We start from the raw sequence: 18,908 nt of genomic DNA, 5'->3' as shown, positions 1-18,908 counted from the left end.
GTCAGCGGGGGCGGTGCTGGACCAGGCCGACCGGCACCGGGCCGGGCCAGACGGCCTCCAGCGCCTCCGCGGTCTCCTCACGCAGCTCGGTGGCGGCGCCGAACGTGCACACCCGGACCGGACCGCCGTCGGGCCCGGCCTCCAGGACGTCGGCGACGACGACGGTGATGTTGTCGGTCGGCGGCCCGGCCAGCGCGGCGTCCCGCAGCCGCGCGGCGGCCTGGGCGGGCGTGCCGTCGGAGGCCAGCAGGTCGCACAGCACGGCAGGCGGGACGACGTCGGACAGCCCGTCGGAGCAGACCATCACCCGGTCGCCGGGGCGGGCGTCCAGCCGGAGCACGTCGACCGCGGCGACGTCGTCGTCCGCGCCGTGCAGTGCGGCGTAGACCGCTGACCGCTGCGGGTGCACCTTCGCCTCGGCCGGGGTGAGCGAGCCGGCGTCGATCAGCGCCTGGACCAGCGTGTGGTCGGTGCTGACCTGCTGGAGCTCGCCGTCCTGCAGCAGGTAGCCGCGGGAGTCGCCGATGTGCAGCAGGGCCAGCCCCTGGGCGTCGACGTGCAGCGCGGTCATCGTGGTGGCCATCGTCCGCAGCCGGGGACGCTCGGTGTAGGCCGCCCGGATCCGCTCGTTCGCACTCGCCACGATCCGCACCGGGTCGTCGGCGCCCTCGCCGGTGCTGCCGGTGGCCAGCGGTGCCAGCCAGTTCACCACCAGCGAGGAGGCGACCGCTCCACCGACGTTGCCGCCCACCCCGTCGGCGATGGCGATCAGCTGAGGGCCGGCGACCGCGGAGTCCTGGTTGTCCGGGCGGGGGCCACGGGTGGAGACGGCAGCACTGTCGAGCACGAGCACCTGCCGTCACCCCCTGTCCTCACCGGCCCACCGACCTGCACTGCGAACGCAGCGGTCGCCGAACGGTAGATCACGCACCCCGGGGCCGCCCACGAACACGACGGGCGCGGTCACCTACCGTTCCTCCTCGTGCTCGTCCTGCTGCCGCCGTCGGAGACCAAGCACCCGGGTGGGGGCGGCGCCCCGCTGGACCTGAGTGCCCTCGGCACCCCGGAGCTGAACCCCCTGCGGGAGCAGTTGGTGGCGGCGGTGGTGGGCCTCGCTGCCGACGTCCCGGCCGCCCGGGCCGCGCTCGGGCTCTCCCCCGCCCAGGACGGCGAGATCGCCCGCAACGCCGCGCTGCGCACCAGTCCGACCGTGCCGGCGATCGAGCGCTACACCGGCGTGCTCTACGACGCCCTGGACGTCCGGTCGCTCACCCGGGCGCAGCGCCGCCGGGCCGCCGGGCGGCTGGCGGTGGGGTCGGCGCTGTTCGGCCTGCTCCGCGCCGACGACGCCGTCCCCGCCTACCGGCTCTCCGCCGGCAGCTCCCTGCCCGGACTGCCGACGCTGCGGTCGCTCTGGAAGCCCGTGCTCACCGACGTGCTGGCCGGCGTCGACGACCTGGTGGTCGACCTGCGGTCCGGGGCCTACGCCGAGCTGGCCCCCGTCCCGGGCGCGGTCACCGTGCAGGTGCTCAGCGAACGCCCCGACGGCACCCGGGCGGTGGTCAGCCACTTCAACAAGGCGCACAAGGGCCGGCTGGCCCGGCTGCTGGCCACCACCACGGCCGAGCCGGACTCCGTCGTCCGGCTGCGGGCACTGCTGCGCCGCGCGGGGTTGCACGTGGAACACGACGGCGGCACCGAGCTCACCCTCGTCGTCCCGGCGGCTTCCGTGACCCGCTGACCGAGGTTCCTCAACGGTGAGAGACCCAGTACGGTCGCCGGGGTGAGCGACCTCGATGAGCTGTGTACCCGTCCGGCGACCGAGCTGGTCGCGCTGGTCCGCGACCGGGAGGTCTCCGCCCGGGAGCTGATGGACGCCCACCTCGACCGGATCGAGCGGCTGAACCCGGAGCTCAACGCGATCGTCACCCTGGACGCCGAGGGCGCCCGGGCCGCGGCCGACGCCGCCGACGCCCGGCTCGCCGCGGGTGGGCCGATCGGTCCGCTGCACGGCCTGCCGGTCGCGCACAAGGACACCCACGCCACCGGCGGCATGCGCACCACCTGGGGCTCCCCGCTGCACGCCGAGACGGTCCCGGCCCGCGACGAGCTGGTGGTCGCCCGGTTGCGGGCTGCCGGGGCGATCCGGGTCGGCAAGACGAACGTGCCGGAGTTCGCAGCCGGCTCGCACACCTTCAACACCCTCTTCGGCGCCACGCACAACCCCTACCGGCACGGGCTGACCGCCGGCGGCTCCTCCGGCGGTGCGGCCGCAGCGCTGGCCGCCGGCCTGGTGCCGATCGCCGAGGGCAGCGACATGGGCGGCTCGCTGCGCAACCCGGCGGCGTTCTGCAACGTCGTCGGCCTGCGCCCCACCCCCGGCCGGGTGCCCACCCACCCGGCCGCGATCGGCTGGTCGCAGCTGTCGGTGCAGGGGCCGATGGGCCGCACCGTCGCCGACGTCGCCCTGGGGCTGTCGGCGCTGGCCGGTCCGGACCCGCGGGTGCCGATCTCGCTGAGCGACCCCGGCGCCCCGTTCGCCGCGCCGCTGCCGACCGAGCTGACCGGCCTGCGCGTGGCGTGGGCCCCCGACCTGGGCGGTCAGGTGCCGGTCGACCCGGCGATCACCGGCGTGCTGATGGAGCAGCTCGGGGTGTTCCGCGACCTGGGCGCCACCGTCGAGGAGGACTGCCCCGACCTGGCCGGCGCCGACGAGGCGTTCGGCGTGCTGCGCGCCTGGCTGTTCGAGGCGAGCTTCGGTGACCTGGTGCGCGAGCACCCGGACCAGGTGAAGGAGACGATCCGCTGGAACGCCGCCCGCGGGGCCGCGCTGACCGGCGCCGACGTCGGCCGCGCGGAGGTGGCGCACACGGCGCTCTTCGAGCGGGTCGTGGCCTTCTTCGAGCGCTACGACGTGCTGTTGGCGCCGACCACCCAGGTGCTGCCGTTCCCGGTCGAGCAGGAGTACCCGACCGAGGTCGCCGGCGTGCCCCAGGACGACTACCTGGGCTGGATGCGCTCCTGCACGCTGATCTCGGCGACCGGGTGCCCCGCACTGTCGGTTCCCGGCGGGTTCACCCCCGACGGGCTCCCGGTGGGCCTGCAGGTCATCGGTGCACCGCGCGCCGACCGCCGGGTGCTGGAGGTCGGGCACGCGTTCGAGCAGGCCACCGGCTTCGGCCGGCGCCGTCCCGACCTGGGCTGAGCCCGGGCGTCAGTCCTGGCTGGACGGGGCGACGCGGTAGGCGCCGTCGGTGCCCGCCACCCCGGCCGGGCGGTGGGCCCGGGCCACCATGACCTTCTCGTGCCGGCGGGCGAAGACCACCGTGCCGACGAGGAACAGCCCGGAGATCACCAGGACGAGGGCGGTGAAGGCGTTGGTGAACGGCAGTTCCACCCCGGCGAGCACCAGCGCCCCGACGGCGACCAGGGCGAGGGCGGCGAGGACGGCGAGGGCGGCCCGCCAGGGGCTGCGGCCGACCTCCTCGACGCCCGCCACGGCCTTGTCCTGGGCGTAGTCCAGCGGCTTCTTCGCCCAGGCGAACCGGGTGGCCAGCACGGCCAGCCCGGCAGCGACGAGGACGAACCCGGGGCCGGGCAGCACCAGCAGCCCGATGCCGGCGAGGGTCAGCAGGCCACCGAGGGTGGCGATCACAGCGGTCTTCACGAGGCCGGTTGTGCCCCATCTATCCGCTGCACACTCAGTCCCTTCGGCGTGTCGCACCATTTCGCTGGGTTCAGCGGCGTCGGCGCAGCCCCCGCAGCGTGCGGACGGCGACCAGCAGCTCGGCCAGCTCGTGCCGGTCACCGGAGGCCAGGTCGGCCAGCTGCGCCGCGGCCCGCTGCTGGGCGACGTCCCAGGCGTCGACCCACCGCTCGACCAGCTCGGCCGCTTCCTCGCCGTCGGAGCTCCGCAGGCCGAGCACGTCGGCGGTGAGCGTCGCCTGCTCGGTGGCCAGGTCGTCCCGGAGGCTCGCCCGGGCCATCGACGGCCAGCGCCGGTCCCGGGGCAGCTCGATGACCAGCTCCCGCAGCGGCACCAGGGCCAGCCGCTCGGCCAGGCACTGCGACACCTGCGCGGCCAGCGCGATGGGCGCACCGGTGTCCTCGGCCACCACCGTCAGGTCCAGCGCTGTCGGCAGCAGCGGCGCTGCGGCGACCTCGGCGGCCAGCTCCGGCGAGACGCCGGCGGCCCGCAGCTCCGCGGCCCGCTCGGCGTAGGCCTCGGCGTCGGCCCCGAGCAGCCAGCCGGGCAGCCCGGCCCGCACCTCGGCGACCGGACCGGCGAACCGCTCGATCACCGGTGCCAGCGTGGCCGCCGGCTCCGCGGTGAGCTCGGGGATCCGCAACAGCCAGCGGGTGGTCCGCTCGGCCAGCCGGGTGGCCTCGGTGCGCAGGTGCACCTGGGTGGCGGCCGGCACCCGGTTGTCCAGGTCCCGGGGGGAGTCCCAGAGCCGGTCGACGTCGAACACCGCCCGGGCGACGGTGTGCGCCCGCACCACTGCGGCGACCGGGGCACCGGTCTCCTCACCCAGCCGGAACAGCCCGGTCACCCCGGCGGTGTTCACCGCCCGGTTGCTCAGCACCGTGGCCACGATCTCCCGGCTCAGCGGGTGGCTGGACAGCGCGGCGGGGAACCGGGCACGCAGTGCGGTCGGGAAGTAGTCCTGGAGCAGCTCGGCCAGCGCCGGGTCGTCGGGCAACCCCGAGTCCAGCACCGCGTCGCCGGCCTCGATCTTGGAGTAGGCCAGCAGCACGGACAGCTCGGGCCCGGTCAGGGCCTGACCGTCGCGGCGGCGCTCGGCCAACGCCCGGTCGTCGGGGAGTGCCTCCACCGCACGGTCGAGCCGGCCGGCCCGCTCCAGGGCCCGCAGGTAGCGCTGGTGGGCGTCGAGCAGCCCTCGCGCTGCGGCGCACTCGGTGGCCAGCGTCGCGTTCTGCGCGTAGTTGTCCCCGAGCACGGCCGCGGCCACCTCGTCGGTCATCTCCTCCAGCAGCCGAGCCCGGTCGTCCGGCTCCAGGCGCCCCTCGTCGACCACCCGGTTCAGCGCGATCTTGATGTTGACCTCGTGGTCGGAGGTGTCGACGCCCGCGGAGTTGTCGATCGCGTCGGTGTTCACCCGCCCCCCGGCCAGCGCGTACTCGATCCGCCCCCGCTGGGTCAGGCCCAGGTTGCCGCCCTCGCCCACCACCCGGACCCGCAGCTGGCCGCCGTCGACCCGCACCGCGTCGTTGGCCTTGTCCCCCACGTCCAGCGCGCTCTCCCCGGCGCCCTTCACGTAGGTGCCGATCCCGCCGTTGAACAGCAGGTCGACCGGGGCCAGCAGCACCGCGCGCACCAGCTCGGGCGGGCTCAGGGCCGCCACGTCGTCGGCCAGCCCCAGCGCCGCGCGCATCGGCGCGGACACCGGCACCGACTTCGCCGTCCGGGGCCACACCCCGCCGCCGGCGCTGATCAGCGAGCGGTCGTAGTCGGCCCAGGAGGAACGCGGAAGCTCGAACAGCCGCCGGCGCTCGGCGAAGGAGACGGCGGCGTCCGGGGTCGGGTCGACGAAGACGTGCCGGTGGTCGAAGGCAGCCACCAGCCGCAGCTGCTCGGACAGCAGCATGCCGTTGCCGAACACGTCGCCGGACATGTCGCCGACGCCGACGACGGTGACCTCCTGGGCCTGCACGTCGACGCCGAGCTCGCGGAAGTGCCGGGTGACCGACTCCCAGGCGCCGCGGGCGGTGATGCCCATCGCCTTGTGGTCGTAGCCGACCGAGCCGCCGGAGGCGAACGCGTCGCCCAGCCAGAACCCGCGCTCGATCGCCACCGAGTTGGCCAGGTCGGAGAAGGTCGCCGTCCCCTTGTCGGCGGCGACCACCAGGTAGGTGTCGTCGCCGTCGTGCCGGACGACCCGCTCCGGCGGGACGACCTCTCCGTCGACCAGGTTGTCGGTGAGGGCCAGCAGCGCGCCGATGAACTGGGTGTAGCAGGCCTTGCCCTCGGCGAGCACCTCGTCGCGGGACGCGCCCTCCCCCGGTCCGCGCAGCACCACGAAGCCGCCCTTGGCCCCGGTCGGCACGATCACGGTGTTCTTCACGGTCTGCGCCTTGACCAGGCCGAGCACCTCGGTGCGCAGGTCCTCCCGCCGGTCGCTCCAGCGCAGCCCGCCGCGGGCCACCGCGCCGAAGCGCAGGTGCACCCCGAGCACCTGCGGCGAGCTGACCCACACCTCCCGCGCCGGGCGGGGCTCGGGCAGGTCGGGGACAGCGGAGGGGTCCAGCTTGAGCGCCAGCGGGGCGCCTTCGGTGAAGACGCCGGCCGTGTACGCCGTCGTCCGCAGGGTCGCCCGGACGGCGGCCAGGAGCGAGGACAGGACCCGGTCGGCGTCCAGCGAGGCCACCTCGCCGATCGCCGTGGTGAGCGACTCGACCAGGGCGGTGGTGCGCGCCTCGCGGCCCGCCGACCGGTCGGGGTGGAACCGGGTCTCGAACAGCGCGACCAGCCGGGCCACGATCCCCGGGTGCGCGGCGAGCGTCTCCTGCACGTAGGACTGGCCGAAGGGCAGCCCACCCTGGCGCAGCCACTGCACGTAGGCACGCAGCACGGCCACCTGCCGCCAGGTCAGCCCGGCCAGCAGCACCAGGGAGTTCAGGGCGTCGTCCTCCGCGCGGCCGGCCCAGACCGAGGTGATCGTGTCGGTGAAGCGCTCGGGCAGCGTGCCGGCGAAGGGCACCTCGACGGTCGGCGACGCCAGGCCGAAGTCGTACACCCAGGCCATCGGGGCGCCGATCCGGTCGACCTCGTAGGGCCGCTCGTCGAGCACGTCGACGCCCATGTGCTGCAGCACCGGCAGCACGTCGGACAGCAGCAGCCGCTCCCCCACCCGGTACACGGTCAGCCGGCGCTCCCCCTCCGGGCCGGCCGGCGCCCGCAACCGCAGGTCCAGCCCACCGGGGGCCAGCCGGTCCAGCCGCGCGAGGTCCTCCACGGCGACCTCCGCCGGGAAGTCCTCCTGGTAGGCCGCGGGGAAGGCGTCGGCGACCCGGGCCAGCAGCCGGGGTGCGTCGCTCCCGTGCCGGGCGACCAGGGCGTCGGCCAGGTCGTCGGTCCAGCTGCGGGCGGCCGCCGCCAGCGCCTCCTCCAGCGCCGGGACGTCGACGTCGGGCAGCGACGGGCCACCCCGCCGGCTCACCGGCACCCGGACGATGAAGTGCAGGCGGGTGAGCACCGACTCGCTGGACCGGACCGTGAACTCCACGTGGGTGCCGCCCAGCTGCTCCAGGAGCAGCCGCTGCATGGTCAGCCGGACCTGCGTCGTGTACCGGTCGCGGGGGAGGTAGACCAGGGCGGAGAAGAACCGGCCGAACGGGTCGCGGCGCAGGAACAACCGGGTCTGCCGGCGCTCGCGCAGGTGCAGCACGGCCAGCGCCACCGGCAGCAGCTCGTCCACGTCGACCTGCAGCAGCTCGTCGCGCGGGTAGGTCTCCAGGACGTCGAGCAGCTGCTTGCCCGAGTGGCTGTCGGCGGGCACCCCCGAGCGCGCCAGGACGGCCTCGGCGGTCCGCCGGACCAGCGGCACGTCCCGGACGCTGCTGGTGTACGCCTCGTTCGGGAACAGGCCCACCAGCAGGTGCAGGCGGCCACGGCTGCCCGGCGAGTCGCTGGGCAGGTCGACGACGACGAGGTCGAGCCAGGCCGGGCGCTGGACCGTGGAGCGGGCGTCGCCCTTGGTGACCCGGACCCGGCGGACGGCCCCCGCACCCGGCGCGGCCAGCGCGGCCGGCGCCACCGAGGTGGCGCGCTCGGGGGAGCTGCGCAGCACGCCGAGCTCGGAGCCGGCGACCACGTCGACCGCCGGCTCGGCGGAGTCCCCGACCAGCTCGACGGCGCGGGCGCCGAGGAAGAGGAAGTTGCCCCGGGCCAGCCAGCGGAGCAGCGCCGCGGCCTCGGCCGGGTCGTCGGCGGGGTGGCCGGCGTCCTCGGGGGCCGGCAGGCGGTCCAGTGCGTCGGCGATCTCCCCGGCCCGCCCGGCCAGCGCGGCGGCGTCCGTGTGCGCGCGGCGGACGTCGTCGAGCACCGTCCCGATGCCGGCCAGCAGGTCGGTGGCGGCCTCCTCGTCGACCTGCCCGGAGAGGACGACGGACATCCAGGACTCGGCGATCGCGTCGGCACCGCAGGTGGCGGCGTCGGCGCTGTCGCAGAAGTCGACCAGCGTGCCGTCGGCGCCCCGCCGGACGACCACGACCGGGTGCACGACGTGGTCCGGGGCGATGCCCTGCCGGGTCACCTCGGCGGTCACCGAGTCGACGAGGAACGGCATGTCGTCGACGACGACGCGGAGCACGGCCCGTCCGCCGTCGGTGCGGTGGACGTCGACGACCGGGGTGCCCGGCCGGCGGGAGGCCGCCAGCCGGAGGTGCCCCAGCGCGAGGGCGGCCAGGTCCGCGGGGTCGTGGCCGACCACCTCCGCGGCCGGCTCACCGGCGTAGAAGCGGTGCAGCAGGACCGGGGTGTCGGCCGAGTGGACGCCGGCCGGGAGGGCGACCTGGTCGGTCAGCAGCCCGCGTGCCGCGGTGGCCGCCCGGTCCAGCAGCCGGCGCTTCTCCTCCTGCGCCGCCTCCAGCGAGGCCATGTCCACAGGGCTGTCGACAGGGCTCTCGACGAGGCCGTCGACGGGAGCGTCACCGGTCCCCCCACCCGGGGGCACCTGGGCGGGGTCGCCCCCCGGACCGGCCGGGATGGGCGTGGACCGTTCGGACTCCGAACCCAGACGAGCCATGCTCACCGACGCTAGTGGCCAGCCGTCGCCCGGACGTACAGCAGCGTGTCCCGGCACGGCGCGCAATACGCAGAGTGATCTGGACGAGACGAAGCGTGATCTATCCGTAGCTCCGTCGGGTGAACTTCAACAAGAGGCGTCGGACGACTTGAGTTCCTCCCGTCGGCGACCGATGCTTCGGGGCAACACCCACTTGCCCCGCTGGCGAGTCGGGGTAGTGTCGCGACTAGCTAGGGGAGGGGAAGAGTGACGCGCAGCGAGAACTTCAAGATGATCGGCGAGGTCAGCGCGGACGAGCGCGCCCGGATCGCCTTCGGCAAGGCGGGGGTACGCCGCGACGACCGGTACGCCGTTGCGACGAACGAGGAGGGCCAGATACTGCTAACTCCCTTGGTGAGCATCCCCAAGCGCGAGCTGCTGGTCTGGGAGAACGAGATGGTCCGGGCATCGCTGGGGCGGGCCCTAGCCGAGAGCGCAGCAGGGGACACCGTGGACCGGGGCGACTTCAGCCAGTACGCACAGGGCGACGAGCCTGAAGAAGGCGACGCCTGAGCGTGCCTTTCACGCTACTTTTCACGTCGGAGGCGAGTTCAACCTTGGACTCGCTCGAGTCTGCCGTTCAGTACGCCGCCAAGCTCAAAAAGGTGCGACGGGCTCTGGGAAGGCTGCAGACGGATCCTCGCTACCCCGGCCTACAGTCGCACAAGTACTCGTCCCTGCGAGGACAACAGGGGGAGGAGGTCTGGGACTCGTACGTTGAGAACAACACGCCGTCCGCCTGGAGGATCTTCTGGCACTACGGCCCAGGGGCGGACACGATTACAATCCTGCTCATCACCCCACACCCGTGAGCCTCGACGCGTAGGCTGATACGCCAAGGCGGACGGCAACCATGGGGCATGCGTGGTACTTGAACAGTATGATGAAGACGAGCGTCGGTTTATCGTTGATGCCATCGTCTCCTACGCCGACGCGTGCACCCTTCCCAACCTGACGCCTAGTTGTCCCTACTACGTCGTTACCGACCAGGGCCCTAGCTGTGGCGAACAATGCCGCGTCATTGCTACGGTGCACGGCGGGGAATCGCGACCCGTGCGAGAGCATAACGTGGGCGGTCTAGTGATGACGGGCCGCCAGTTCCCTACGCGAGTCGTATCAGGGACGACGCCATACGACGCTGGCGAACGATATGTGGCAGAGCGCGCCCTGGATGCCAGGATGCAAAGCACCGCATCGCTTCTACTCGGCCTCCGCGCTTCTTTGCGGCAGCCGCTTACGGACGATCGGGCAGTCGACGTCGACCGCGCCTTGCATATTTGGGCTGAGCTAGAGCGGCGGGGAATGATCGTTGAAGGCGTCGTCCGAGGCGCCTTACTGCCAGAGCTTGCCCTCTCTGTTGCCGTCAAGGCAACACTCCCGGAGATGGTCCGCCAAGAAGCGGTCTCGGCCGACATGAGTCGCGACCTGCGTGAGTCCATTCTTCAGATGGAGGATCGCGGCTGGTGCTCCGTGCTCCGCGAAGTAGCCGAAGCGTACGGAAGCGAAGAAGAGTTGAAGAAGGCAGGCAGCTATGACACTTATGCCGCCGTCCTAAACGGTCGCGAACAGGCTCTAGCATCACTTCCGTTCGATTCTGGCCGGCCCGATGCGTCTGTCGTTGCAAAAGTTGCCGCCAGTGCCCGCACACTATTCGCCTTCTCAACGCCCTTCGCCGGCCGCGTGGAGGAGTGGCTCTCGCGACTTCTCCAAGAGGGCCTCGTCGAATTTCTAAGCGGTGCAGTGCCGCCACCTTCTGTCCTGATGGCGCTACCCATCCCCAGGCAGACCCGGGATGAGATCGGCCTGTGGGTCTGGGATAGGTTCACTCAAACGCATTTACAGCAATGGTCCACGTCGTCACTCTTGCTTGAGTGGCGATCAATGCGTGGTGAGCAATTCTCAAATGTTCCTGGTCGCGTTGTGGCCGAACGTCGAGTGCCAACAGAAGGCATAACCGAGTTGGCCCTCGAGAGACTTGCGCAGAGGCGAGGACAAGCCGCACCCGCGAGGGGACTGGACGCAGCAACCTTCGCTAAGGTGGCCGCTGACCACTTAACCCGAGGCGACTGGGAGAAGGCGGCCGACGTATTTGCTGGCCTCGTGGATCTTAGACCAGCCGACGGGGATGCATTAAACAATCTAGGCTTCTGCCTCCTTGCAAGCGACCCCCACGCGGCTCTCGAGCAGTTGCAGCGCGCCTCCCTATACGAGCGAACCAACCCGTTGGTTAACGTTGCCAATCGAATGCTCGCCCTGCACCTACTGAGCCGTGACGGGGATGCGCTACGCCTGGCATCGCAAGTGACTGAGATGCCGGAATCTCAGCGTCCCGCATTCCTATGGGCTCACGGAAAAATGGGAGAAGCGATGTCTCTAAAGGAAGCGATGAACCCGTTCGAGTACATTCAGGAGCTTCGAAGCCACATCGAACGCCGCGACTGCTAGGCCCAGAGCGGGCCAACTCAGCGGGCGCGCACCTTCAACGGCAGCACCAGCTCGGCGATCCAGCTGAAGAGGGCGATGAGGAACCCGCCGAACAGGGCGGCCAGGAAGCCGTCGACGGTGAACCGGTCGGACAGCGCCGCGGTGAGGCCGAGCATCGCCGCGTTGATCACCAGCAGGAACAGGCCGAGGGTGAGGATCACGAACGGCAGGGCCAGCAGCCGGACGATCGGCCCGACGATGGAGTTGACCAGCGCGAACAGCAGCGCGACCCAGAGGTAGGTGCCGGTCTCGCCGAAGAAGCCGGTCGGGTTGCCGATCACCTCGATCCCCTCGACGAGCCGGGTCACGGCGAAGATGATCGCCGCGAGCACGACGACGCGGACGGCGAACTTGCCGATCGTGGCCACGGCGGCACGGTAACGCGCACTGATCACGATGGGCGGGACTCCCCCCGTCTAATCGACTCTCGCGTCGTCGCTAGACATCGACAGACGGCCCGACAGAGCCGCATGTCACACGATCCGGTGGGGAACAACCGAGCCCGCCGCTCGTTGACCCGGTTGCCGGCCCGGTCGCCGCGAGGCGCCCGCCCGGACCGGTCATCGCGCGCCCCGCCGGGAGTCGCCCCCCGGCGGGGCGCTGCGCTGGGAGACTGGGCCGGTGAGCGCGCCGCCGCAGGACCCAGCCGCGGCGCCGCTCCCCCGTCGGCTGACCGCCAGGCTGCGCCGACTGCCCGCCCGGACGCTGCGACGCGCCCTGCTGCTGGTCGCCCTGGTCGTGGCCGGTGGCGCCATCGCGCTCACGGCCGACCTCCCCGACGTCGCCACCCTGCGCGACTGGCTCGCCGACGTCGGCCCCCTCGGCTGGGCGACCCTCGTCGCCGGCCTGGCGCTGGCCACGCTCGCGCCGGTGCCCCGCACCGCGCTCTCCCTGCTCGCCGGCGTCCTCGCCGGGTTCTGGGGCGGCCTCGCCCTGGCGCTGACCAGCGGCGTCCTCGGCGCCGCCGCCGGGTTCCTGCTCGCCCGCGGGCTCGGCCGGGAGGTGGTCACCCGACTGGCCGGGCCGCGACTGGCCCGGGCCGACGCGCTGCTGTCCGAGCGCGGGTTCCTCGCCGTGCTGATCGGCCGACTGACGCCGATCGTGCCGTTCACCGTGGTCAGCTACGCCGCCGGGCTGTCCGGCATGCGGTGGCGCGACCATCTCGCCGGCAGCGCGCTGGGCCTGGTGCCGGGCACCGTGCTGCACGTGTCGATCGGGGCGACGGTGGGCGCGGCCGGGCGCGGCGGGGTCCCATTGCTGGCGAGCCTGGTCCCGCTGACCGTGGCCCTCGTGGTCCTGGGCGTGGCCACCCACCGTCGTCGGCGGACGGCCGGCGCCGGTCGGCCGGGAGCCTGACGAGGACAGGCGCGTTCGAACGCGTGTTCGAACACCGTGGTAGCGTCATCGCCGTCGCCGCGACTCCTCGAGGTCCGTCTGACGCCGTATCGGCCTGTCTAGCGTGGCTGCTAGACACGGTCAGACGGAGGTCGAGACGGCGGTCGATGCCGTCGTCTAACGGTCTCTAACCCGACAGCAAGACACCGGCATAGGGTGCTCGACATGGACCCCGTCCGGAACCCGTACGCCCCCGGCGCCGGCCAGCGCCCGCCCGAGCTGGCCGGCCGGGACACCGAGCTGTCGGCCTTCGACGTCGTCCTGGAACGGATCGCACGCGGGCGGCCGGAGCGCTCACTGGTGCTCACCGGGCTGCGCGGGGTGGGCAAGACCGTGCTGCTCAACCAGCTGCGCTCCGCGGCGATCACCCGCGGCTGGGGCACCGGGAAGATCGAGGCCCGCCCGGACCAGTCGCTGCGCCGGCCGCTGTCGGCCGCGCTGCACATGGCGCTGCGCGAGCTGCGCCACCCCGACCAGGAGTCCACCGAGGCCGTCCTGGGGACGCTCAAGGCCTTCGCCCAGCGCCAGGCACCTGCTGATGCGAAGGTGCGCGACCGCTGGCAGCCCGGCATCGACGTGCCGGCCACCACCGGCCGTGCCGACTCCGGCGACATGGAGATCGACCTGGTCGAGCTGCTCAGCGACGTGGCCGGCCTCGCCGCCGACGTGGGCAAGGGCGTCGCGCTGTTCATCGACGAGATGCAGGACGTGCAGACCGACGACGTCTCGGCGATCTGCGCCGCCTGCCACGAGCTCTCCCAGCAGGGCTCGCCGCTGATCGTCGTCGGCGCCGGGCTCCCCCACCTGCCCGCCGTGCTGAGCGCCTCCAAGAGCTACTCCGAACGGCTCTTCCGCTACCTGCGGATCGACCGGCTGGACCGGTCCGCCGCCGACCGGGCGCTGCTGGCCCCGGCCGAGCGGGAGGACGTCGAGTTCGACACCGCCGCCCTGGATGCCCTCTACGCCGCCGCCGACGGCTACCCCTACTTCGTGCAGGCCTACGGCAAGGTCACCTGGGACGTCGCCGCCGCCTCGCCGATCACCGCCGACGACGTGGCGATGGCCGCACCGGCCGCCGAGGCCGAGCTCGCGGTGGGCTTCTTCGGCTCCCGCTACGACCGGGCCACCCCCGCCGAACGGGAGTACATGCACGCGATGGCCGAGCTCGGCGGCCCGACCGGCGCCGCGGTGGGCACCTCCGACGTCGCGGTCACCCTCGGCCGCAAACCGGCCTCCCTCTCCCCCGCCCGCGACTCACTGATCAAGAAGGGCCTGGTCTACTCCGCCGAGCGCGGCCAGATCGCCTTCACCGTCCCGCACTTCGGCCGCTACCTGCTCCGGCACGCCCCGGAGTAGTCCCGCACCCGATCGAGTCGTGTTCCACGTGCAACCTCGACGCCGGGACGGCAGGGTGGCCGGGGTGAGCACCCCTGCCGACGTCCGCTCCCCCGAGGAGATCACCGTCCCGGTCGAGGGCGGTGAGCTCGCCGCCCTGTACTGGGCGGCCGACGCCCCGGGGGCCCCACTGGTCGTGCTGGTGCACGGCATCACCGGGAACGCCGCGGTCTGGGGCCCGGTCGCAACGGCCCTGGCCGGTGAGTGCGAGGTGGTCGCCCCCGACCTGCGAGGGCGGGCCGGCAGCGCCGGCCTCCCCGGCCCCTACGGCTTGTCCGTGCACGCCGCGGACCTCGCCGCGCTGCTCGACCGGTTCGGCGCCGACGCCCAGGCCGGGGCCGACGCGACCGTGCTCGTCGGCCACTCGATGGGCGGGTTCGTCGCCGCGCTGGCCACCGCCGGGGTGGCCCGGGACATGGTGCACGGGCTGGTGCTGGTCGACGGCGGCCTGCCCTTCGCCGTCCCGCCGGCCGCGGACACCGACGCGATGCTGGGCGCCTTCCTCGGGCCGACCCTGGACCGGCTGGACCGCACGTTCCCCGACCTCCCCGCCGTCCGGGACTTCTGGTCCGGGCACCCGACGGTGGGCCGGTGGGTCGACGACCCGCCGGTGTCCGCGTTCTTCGTCCGCGACCTCACCGGCACGCCCCCGGAGCTGCGCAGCGCGGTGGTGCACGAGGCGGTCCGGGTCGACGGCGCGGACATGCTCCGCAACCAGGTGGTGCTCGAGGCCACCACCGACCTCCCGGTGCCGGCGACCCTGCTCTGGGCCACCCGCGGCATGCAGGGTGAGGTGCCCGGCCTCTACGACGAGGTGCGGCTGGAGCCGATGCAGCTCGGCGAGACCCACGTGACCGCCCGCGAGGTCCCCGGCACCGACCACGACTCCCTGCTCTGGACGGCGGAGGGCATCCGGGCGATCACCGACGCGGTGCGGGAGGCGGCCGCCCGCGGTCGCTGACCACGGACGAACGACCAGGGGAGCGGGTCCGGTGCTCGCGCACCGGTCCCGCTCCCCTGGTCGTCCGGGTCCTGCTGGCCGTACGTGGAGCTCAGTGCGCCATCACGATGGACAGGTTGCCCGAGCCGTAGCCGGCCACGTCGACCTTGAGGTCGATCCGGTTGAACGCCGCGGCCAGGCCGGCGATGTCCCCCGGGATCGACTCCCCCGGTGCGTGCAGCTTGTACAGCTTCGAGTGGTTGACGCCCCCGCCGTTGAACAGCGCGGCGGCCACGTTCACCACCTCGTAGACGACCTCCAGGTGCATCTCGGAGAGCTCGCCCTCGTCGATGGCGTCCTCGAGCCCGCCCTTGGGCAGCAGGGCCAGCGCCCCGGCGAGCCAGGCGGCGAGCCGGATGTCGACCAGGCAGAGGGCCGTGGTCGCCATCGTCGGGTCGACGTAGACGGCGACGGCCGGCTTGTCGTTGAGCGACACCGGGTCGCCCGGGGCGACGGTGACGTCCTTGCCGAACAGCCCCTCCAGCAGGTCGCGGACGTCCTTGGGGTTGGGCAGGAGCGCCGGTGCGGGGGCGGTCATGCGATCACCCCGTCCAGGGCTTCCTTGAACGTGTCCTCGTTGAACGGCTTGGCGATGAGGAAGAGGGCGCCTGCGTTGGCCGCCTTCTCGCGCATCTCCGGCGAGCCCTCCGAGGTCACGAAGCCGAAGGGCACCTGCGAGCCGGAGGCGCGCAGCGCCTCCAGGCACTCGATGCCGGTCATCTCGGGCATGTTCCAGTCGGAGAGGACCAGGTCGGGCTTCTCCGACCCGACCTTGTCGAACGCGTCGCGTCCGTCGACGGCCTCGACGATGTCGTGGTCGTCGTAACCCGCCTGACGGAGGGTGCGGATCACGATCTGCCGCATGACACGGCTGTCGTCGGTCACCAGGATCTTCACTGCGGCACCTCAGTTCCGCTCGGGTGCAGCGCCTCGGTGGCGCCCTGCACGGTGATGGTCAGGCTCTGTCCGCGCCACTGACCGTTGACGCGGCAGACGTCGTCCAGCCGCCCGGTGGTGGGCGCGGAACCGATCTGGGGGAGGCCGAGGCTGGAGGGCCCCGGCAGGACGGACTTGATGTTGCCGCCGAGCACGTTGGCGAGTTCGCCGAGCGCGTCGGCGACGTCCTCGTCGTCCACGACCGTGGGCGGCCGGGTCATCAGGACGCTCTCGGCGAGCGCCTCGGCGGTGGCCGGCGCGCACGTGAGGACGACGGCGCCGTCCCACGGGCCGCTGATCGTCACCCAGGCGCTGACCACCTCGGCCGGCGGTGCGACCGGGACGGGCACGAACGCCTCGCCGTCACCGACCAGCGCCGGCCAGATCTCGTCGGCGATGCTCTGCACCGTCGCCTGGTCCAGCAGCGCGCTGATCGGCTGGGCTTCCTGCAGGGTCACGCGGACACCCCCTCGGGGAGCAGGCCGAGCAGCGCGAGCTTGTCGCGGAGCGCGTCGGCGGTGAACGGCTTGATCAGGTACTCGTGGGCACCGGCGGCCAGCGCCTTGACGATCTGGCCGGTCTCGCTCTCCGTGGTGACCATCATCAGCGTCACCTGGCGGAAGTCGGGGTTGGCGCGGACGGCCATGACGAACTGCAGCCCGTCCATCACCGGCATGTTCCAGTCGATGCAGCACAGGTCGGGGACCCAGCCCTCGGCCTTGCCCCCCTGCAGCGCGTCGAGGGCCTGCTGGCCGTCTCCGGCCTCACGCACCTCGTATCCGAAGTCCTTGAGGATGCTGCCGACGATGCGCCGCATGGCGCGGGAATCGTCGATCACCAGAGCTCGCACGTCAGGCTCCCTTTCGCGGGCGGTAGGCGGAGCCGCGGCCGAGGACGACCCGCTCCCAGTTCTCGTCGACCCCGAGCGTGGTCTCCGCAGCTCCGAGGAACAGCCACCCGTCGGGGCGCATGAGCTGGCGGACTCGGGTGAGGATCGCCTGCTTGGTGGGCAGGTCGAAGTAGATGAGGACGTTGCGCAGGTAGACCACGTCGAAGGGGCCCATCCGGGGCAGCGGCGCGGCCAGGTTGCACTCGGTCGCGGTGATCATCCGGCGCAGCGCCGGGGCGATCTCCCACTCGTTCCCGCTGCGGGTGAAGTGCCGCACCAGCATGGTGGCGGGCAGCCCCCGGTTGACCTCCAGCTGGCTGAACCGGCCGGCGCGGGTGCGCTCCACCATCTGCCGGGACAGGTCGGTCGCGGTGATCGACACCCGGGTGGCGGCGTTGGGCATCGCGTCGGACAGCAGCATGGCGATCGTGTACGCCTCCTGCCCGCTGGAGCAGGCCGCCGACCAGATCTGCAGCCGCTCGTCGGGCCGGCGGGCGGCCAGCAGCTGCGGCAGCACGGTGCTGGTCAGCGCGGTGAACGGGTCGCCGTCGCGGAACCAGGACGTCTCGTTCGTGGTGAGCGCCTCGACGATCCGCCGGGTGGTCGCCGGGTCCGGCCGGCTGCGGACGGACTCGACGAGCTCGCTGACCCCGGAGAGGCCGCGCTGCTGGGCCATCGGCAGCAGCCGGGCCTCGACCAGGTACTCCTTGCCGGGCTGCAGGACGATCGCGCTCTCGCGGTGCACCAGCTGGCGCACCCAGTCGAAGCTGGTGGCGGTGAGGGTCATCGCCGGCCTCCCATCGGGGCAGCGGCCCGGGCAGCGGCGAAGCTGGCGGCCGGGCGTGGGGTCGGGAGCAGTCGGACGATCGCCTCGGCGATCCGGGCCAGCGGCAGCACCTCGTCGGCGAAGCCGGCCTGGGTGACCGCACCGGGCATGCCCCAGACCACGGAGGTGGCCTGGTCCTGGGCGACGACGGTGCCGCCGGCGTCCCGGATCTGCCCGGCGCCGATGCGCCCGTCGGAGCCCATGCCGGTCAGCACGACGCCGAGCACGGCGCCGTCGTAGGCGGCCACGGCCGACCGGAAGAGGACGTCGACGGCCGGACGGCAGAAGTTCTCCGGCGGCGCCTGGTTCAGCGCCGTCCGCTTGTTGGCACCGCTGGTGCCCACGGTCAGGTGGAAGTCACCGGGGGCGATGTGCACGGTGCCGGGCACCAGCGGGGTGCCGTCAGCGGCCTCGACCACGGTGAGCGGGCAGAGCCGGTCCAGCCGCTGGGCGAACTGGCGGGTGAAGACGGGGGGCATGTGCTGCACCAGCAGCACCGGCACCGGCAGCGAGGCCGGCAGCAGCGGCAGCACCTTGGTCAGCGCCTCGGGGCCACCGGTGGAGGAGCCGATCACGAGCACGGCCGGCTCCTTCGGGGCGCGGGTGCGCGCCGCCGGCGGGCGGACGGCGACCGGCGCCGCGACCGGGGCGGCCGCGGGGCCACTGGTCTGCGGCCGGCCGGTGAGGGCCTTGATCTTGGGGATGAGCTGCTGACGCACGCTCTCCATCGACTGCGCGACGCTGCCGACGTTCGCCGGCTTGGTCACGTACTCGTTGGCGCCGGCGGACAGCGCGTCCAGGGTCGCGGAGGCACCGCGCTCGGTCAGCGTGCTGAACATGATGATCGGCACCCGGCTGTACGTCTGGCCGCCCGCACGACTGCGGATGGCGCGCACCGCCTCGATGCCGTTCATCTCCGGCATCTCGATGTCCATCGTGACCAGGTCGGGCTTGAGCTGCTCGAGCTTGGCCACGGCCAGCCGACCGTTCGGCGCTGTGCCGACGACGGTGATCATCGGGTCCTCGGACAGCACGTCCGTCACGATCTTGCGGACGACGACGGAGTCGTCGACGACCATCACCCTGATCTGTTCCACGCGTTCCCCCGCAGCCGATGTGCCGGCCGGTGGGCCGCTCTAGAGCTGTATCGGCATCGGGGGCCGGGCCTTGAGCGGT

At 72.8% G+C, this 18,908-nt stretch carries 17 protein-coding genes; 7 read left to right on the top strand and 10 right to left on the bottom strand.

The genetic code is table 11. From position 1 onward, the window contains the following. Window position 1 precedes the first annotated feature (1 nt). Window positions 2–853, bottom strand: coding sequence for a PP2C family protein-serine/threonine phosphatase (locus O2W15_RS06160; RefSeq protein ID WP_269164205.1), 852 nt, complete (start codon window positions 851–853; stop codon window positions 2–4). Between the two features lie 129 nt (window positions 854–982). Here O2W15_RS06160 and yaaA point away from each other — a divergent pair, with 129 nt between their 5' ends. Next, entirely contained in the window at window positions 983–1,741 is a 759-nt protein-coding gene (yaaA, locus tag O2W15_RS06155) for a peroxide stress protein YaaA (protein ID WP_269178768.1), read from the top strand. A 42-nt stretch (window positions 1,742–1,783) separates the two neighbouring features. Continuing rightward, window positions 1,784–3,205 carry an amidase gene (locus O2W15_RS06150; protein WP_269178767.1) on the top strand — a complete coding sequence of 474 codons (1,422 nt, stop codon included), beginning with the start codon at window positions 1,784–1,786 and terminating at the stop codon, window positions 3,203–3,205. Between the two features lie 9 nt (window positions 3,206–3,214). On the opposite strand, the gene O2W15_RS06145 is transcribed toward O2W15_RS06150, so the two are convergent. Continuing rightward, window positions 3,215–3,667: a PGPGW domain-containing protein gene (locus O2W15_RS06145; RefSeq protein WP_269164202.1), complete on the bottom strand. Its 453-nt coding sequence runs from the start codon at window positions 3,665–3,667 to the stop codon at window positions 3,215–3,217. 70 nt (window positions 3,668–3,737) lie between these two features. Beyond that, window positions 3,738–8,621, bottom strand: a complete 4,884-nt coding sequence (locus tag O2W15_RS06140) for an NAD-glutamate dehydrogenase (protein ID WP_269178766.1) — start codon at window positions 8,619–8,621, stop codon at window positions 3,738–3,740. Between the two features lie 393 nt (window positions 8,622–9,014). Here O2W15_RS06140 and O2W15_RS06135 point away from each other — a divergent pair, with 393 nt between their 5' ends. Further along, complete coding sequence (locus O2W15_RS06135) at window positions 9,015–9,320, top strand: hypothetical protein (RefSeq protein WP_269178765.1); 306 nt, start codon at window positions 9,015–9,017, stop codon at window positions 9,318–9,320. 789 nt (window positions 9,321–10,109) lie between these two features. Further along, on the top strand, window positions 10,110–11,252 hold the full coding sequence (locus O2W15_RS06130; protein ID WP_269178764.1) for a tetratricopeptide repeat protein: 1,143 nt from the start codon (window positions 10,110–10,112) through the stop codon (window positions 11,250–11,252). 17 nt (window positions 11,253–11,269) lie between these two features. Here O2W15_RS06130 and O2W15_RS06125 read toward each other — a convergent pair whose 3' ends face one another. Then, the gene (locus O2W15_RS06125) at window positions 11,270–11,659 is read right to left on the bottom strand and encodes a phage holin family protein (RefSeq protein WP_269178763.1); all 390 of its coding nucleotides are present in this window, start codon (window positions 11,657–11,659) and stop codon (window positions 11,270–11,272) included. A 253-nt stretch (window positions 11,660–11,912) separates the two neighbouring features. Here O2W15_RS06125 and O2W15_RS06120 point away from each other — a divergent pair, with 253 nt between their 5' ends. The 3 genes from O2W15_RS06120 to O2W15_RS06110 all read left to right on the top strand — a co-directional run bounded on the left by O2W15_RS06120 (window position 11,913) and on the right by O2W15_RS06110 (window position 15,042). Further along, on the top strand, window positions 11,913–12,647 hold the full coding sequence (locus tag O2W15_RS06120) for a TVP38/TMEM64 family protein (RefSeq protein WP_269178762.1): 735 nt from the start codon (window positions 11,913–11,915) through the stop codon (window positions 12,645–12,647). Window positions 12,648–12,851: 204 nt separating this feature from the next. Further along, window positions 12,852–14,042: an ATP-binding protein gene (locus tag O2W15_RS06115; RefSeq protein WP_269164198.1), complete on the top strand. Its 1,191-nt coding sequence runs from the start codon at window positions 12,852–12,854 to the stop codon at window positions 14,040–14,042. A 64-nt stretch (window positions 14,043–14,106) separates the two neighbouring features. Next, on the top strand, window positions 14,107–15,042 hold the full coding sequence (locus O2W15_RS06110; RefSeq protein WP_269178761.1) for an alpha/beta fold hydrolase: 936 nt from the start codon (window positions 14,107–14,109) through the stop codon (window positions 15,040–15,042). Window positions 15,043–15,133: 91 nt separating this feature from the next. Here O2W15_RS06110 and O2W15_RS06105 read toward each other — a convergent pair whose 3' ends face one another. Genes O2W15_RS06105 through O2W15_RS06080 form a run of 6 tightly spaced genes read right to left on the bottom strand, consistent with a single transcriptional unit; the run spans window position 15,134 to window position 18,829 of the window. Then, the gene (locus O2W15_RS06105; RefSeq protein ID WP_269164196.1) at window positions 15,134–15,619 is read right to left on the bottom strand and encodes a hypothetical protein; all 486 of its coding nucleotides are present in this window, start codon (window positions 15,617–15,619) and stop codon (window positions 15,134–15,136) included. Next, window positions 15,616–15,978 carry a response regulator gene (locus tag O2W15_RS06100; RefSeq protein WP_269164195.1) on the bottom strand — a complete coding sequence of 121 codons (363 nt, stop codon included), beginning with the start codon at window positions 15,976–15,978 and terminating at the stop codon, window positions 15,616–15,618. Before O2W15_RS06100 ends, O2W15_RS06105 begins: the two co-directional genes overlap by 4 nt. Next, the gene (locus O2W15_RS06095; RefSeq protein WP_269164194.1) at window positions 15,975–16,475 is read right to left on the bottom strand and encodes a chemotaxis protein CheX; all 501 of its coding nucleotides are present in this window, start codon (window positions 16,473–16,475) and stop codon (window positions 15,975–15,977) included. The genes O2W15_RS06100 and O2W15_RS06095 overlap by 4 nt, the downstream gene beginning before the upstream one ends. Next, window positions 16,472–16,867 (bottom strand): response regulator, encoded by a 396-nt coding sequence (locus O2W15_RS06090; protein ID WP_269178760.1) that lies wholly within the window; start codon window positions 16,865–16,867, stop codon window positions 16,472–16,474. The genes O2W15_RS06095 and O2W15_RS06090 overlap by 4 nt, the downstream gene beginning before the upstream one ends. Before the next feature lies 1 nt (window position 16,868). Next, entirely contained in the window at window positions 16,869–17,693 is an 825-nt protein-coding gene (locus tag O2W15_RS06085) for a CheR family methyltransferase (protein ID WP_269164192.1), read from the bottom strand. After that, the gene (locus O2W15_RS06080) at window positions 17,690–18,829 is read right to left on the bottom strand and encodes a protein-glutamate methylesterase/protein-glutamine glutaminase (RefSeq protein ID WP_269164191.1); all 1,140 of its coding nucleotides are present in this window, start codon (window positions 18,827–18,829) and stop codon (window positions 17,690–17,692) included. Before O2W15_RS06080 ends, O2W15_RS06085 begins: the two co-directional genes overlap by 4 nt. Window positions 18,830–18,908: the final 79 nt, after the last annotated feature.

It is taken from the genome of Modestobacter sp. VKM Ac-2979, from assembly GCF_026967995.1.
GTDB lineage: Bacteria > Actinomycetota > Actinomycetes > Mycobacteriales > Geodermatophilaceae > Modestobacter.
This window is presented reverse-complemented; position numbering and strand designations above follow the sequence as displayed.

What these genes read in the sequence shown, in the direction of transcription:
- O2W15_RS06140 (WP_269178766.1), bottom strand. Translation starts at nt 8,621, where the DNA reads ATGGCCTCGCTGGAGGCGGCGCAGGAGGAGAAGCGCCGGCTGCTGGAC.
- O2W15_RS06130 (WP_269178764.1), top strand. Translation starts at nt 10,110, where the DNA reads ATGATCGTTGAAGGCGTCGTCCGAGGCGCCTTACTGCCAGAGCTTGCC.
- O2W15_RS06115 (WP_269164198.1), top strand. Translation starts at nt 12,852, where the DNA reads ATGGACCCCGTCCGGAACCCGTACGCCCCCGGCGCCGGCCAGCGCCCG.
- O2W15_RS06105 (WP_269164196.1), bottom strand. Translation starts at nt 15,619, where the DNA reads ATGACCGCCCCCGCACCGGCGCTCCTGCCCAACCCCAAGGACGTCCGC.
- O2W15_RS06085 (WP_269164192.1), bottom strand. Translation starts at nt 17,693, where the DNA reads ATGACCCTCACCGCCACCAGCTTCGACTGGGTGCGCCAGCTGGTGCAC.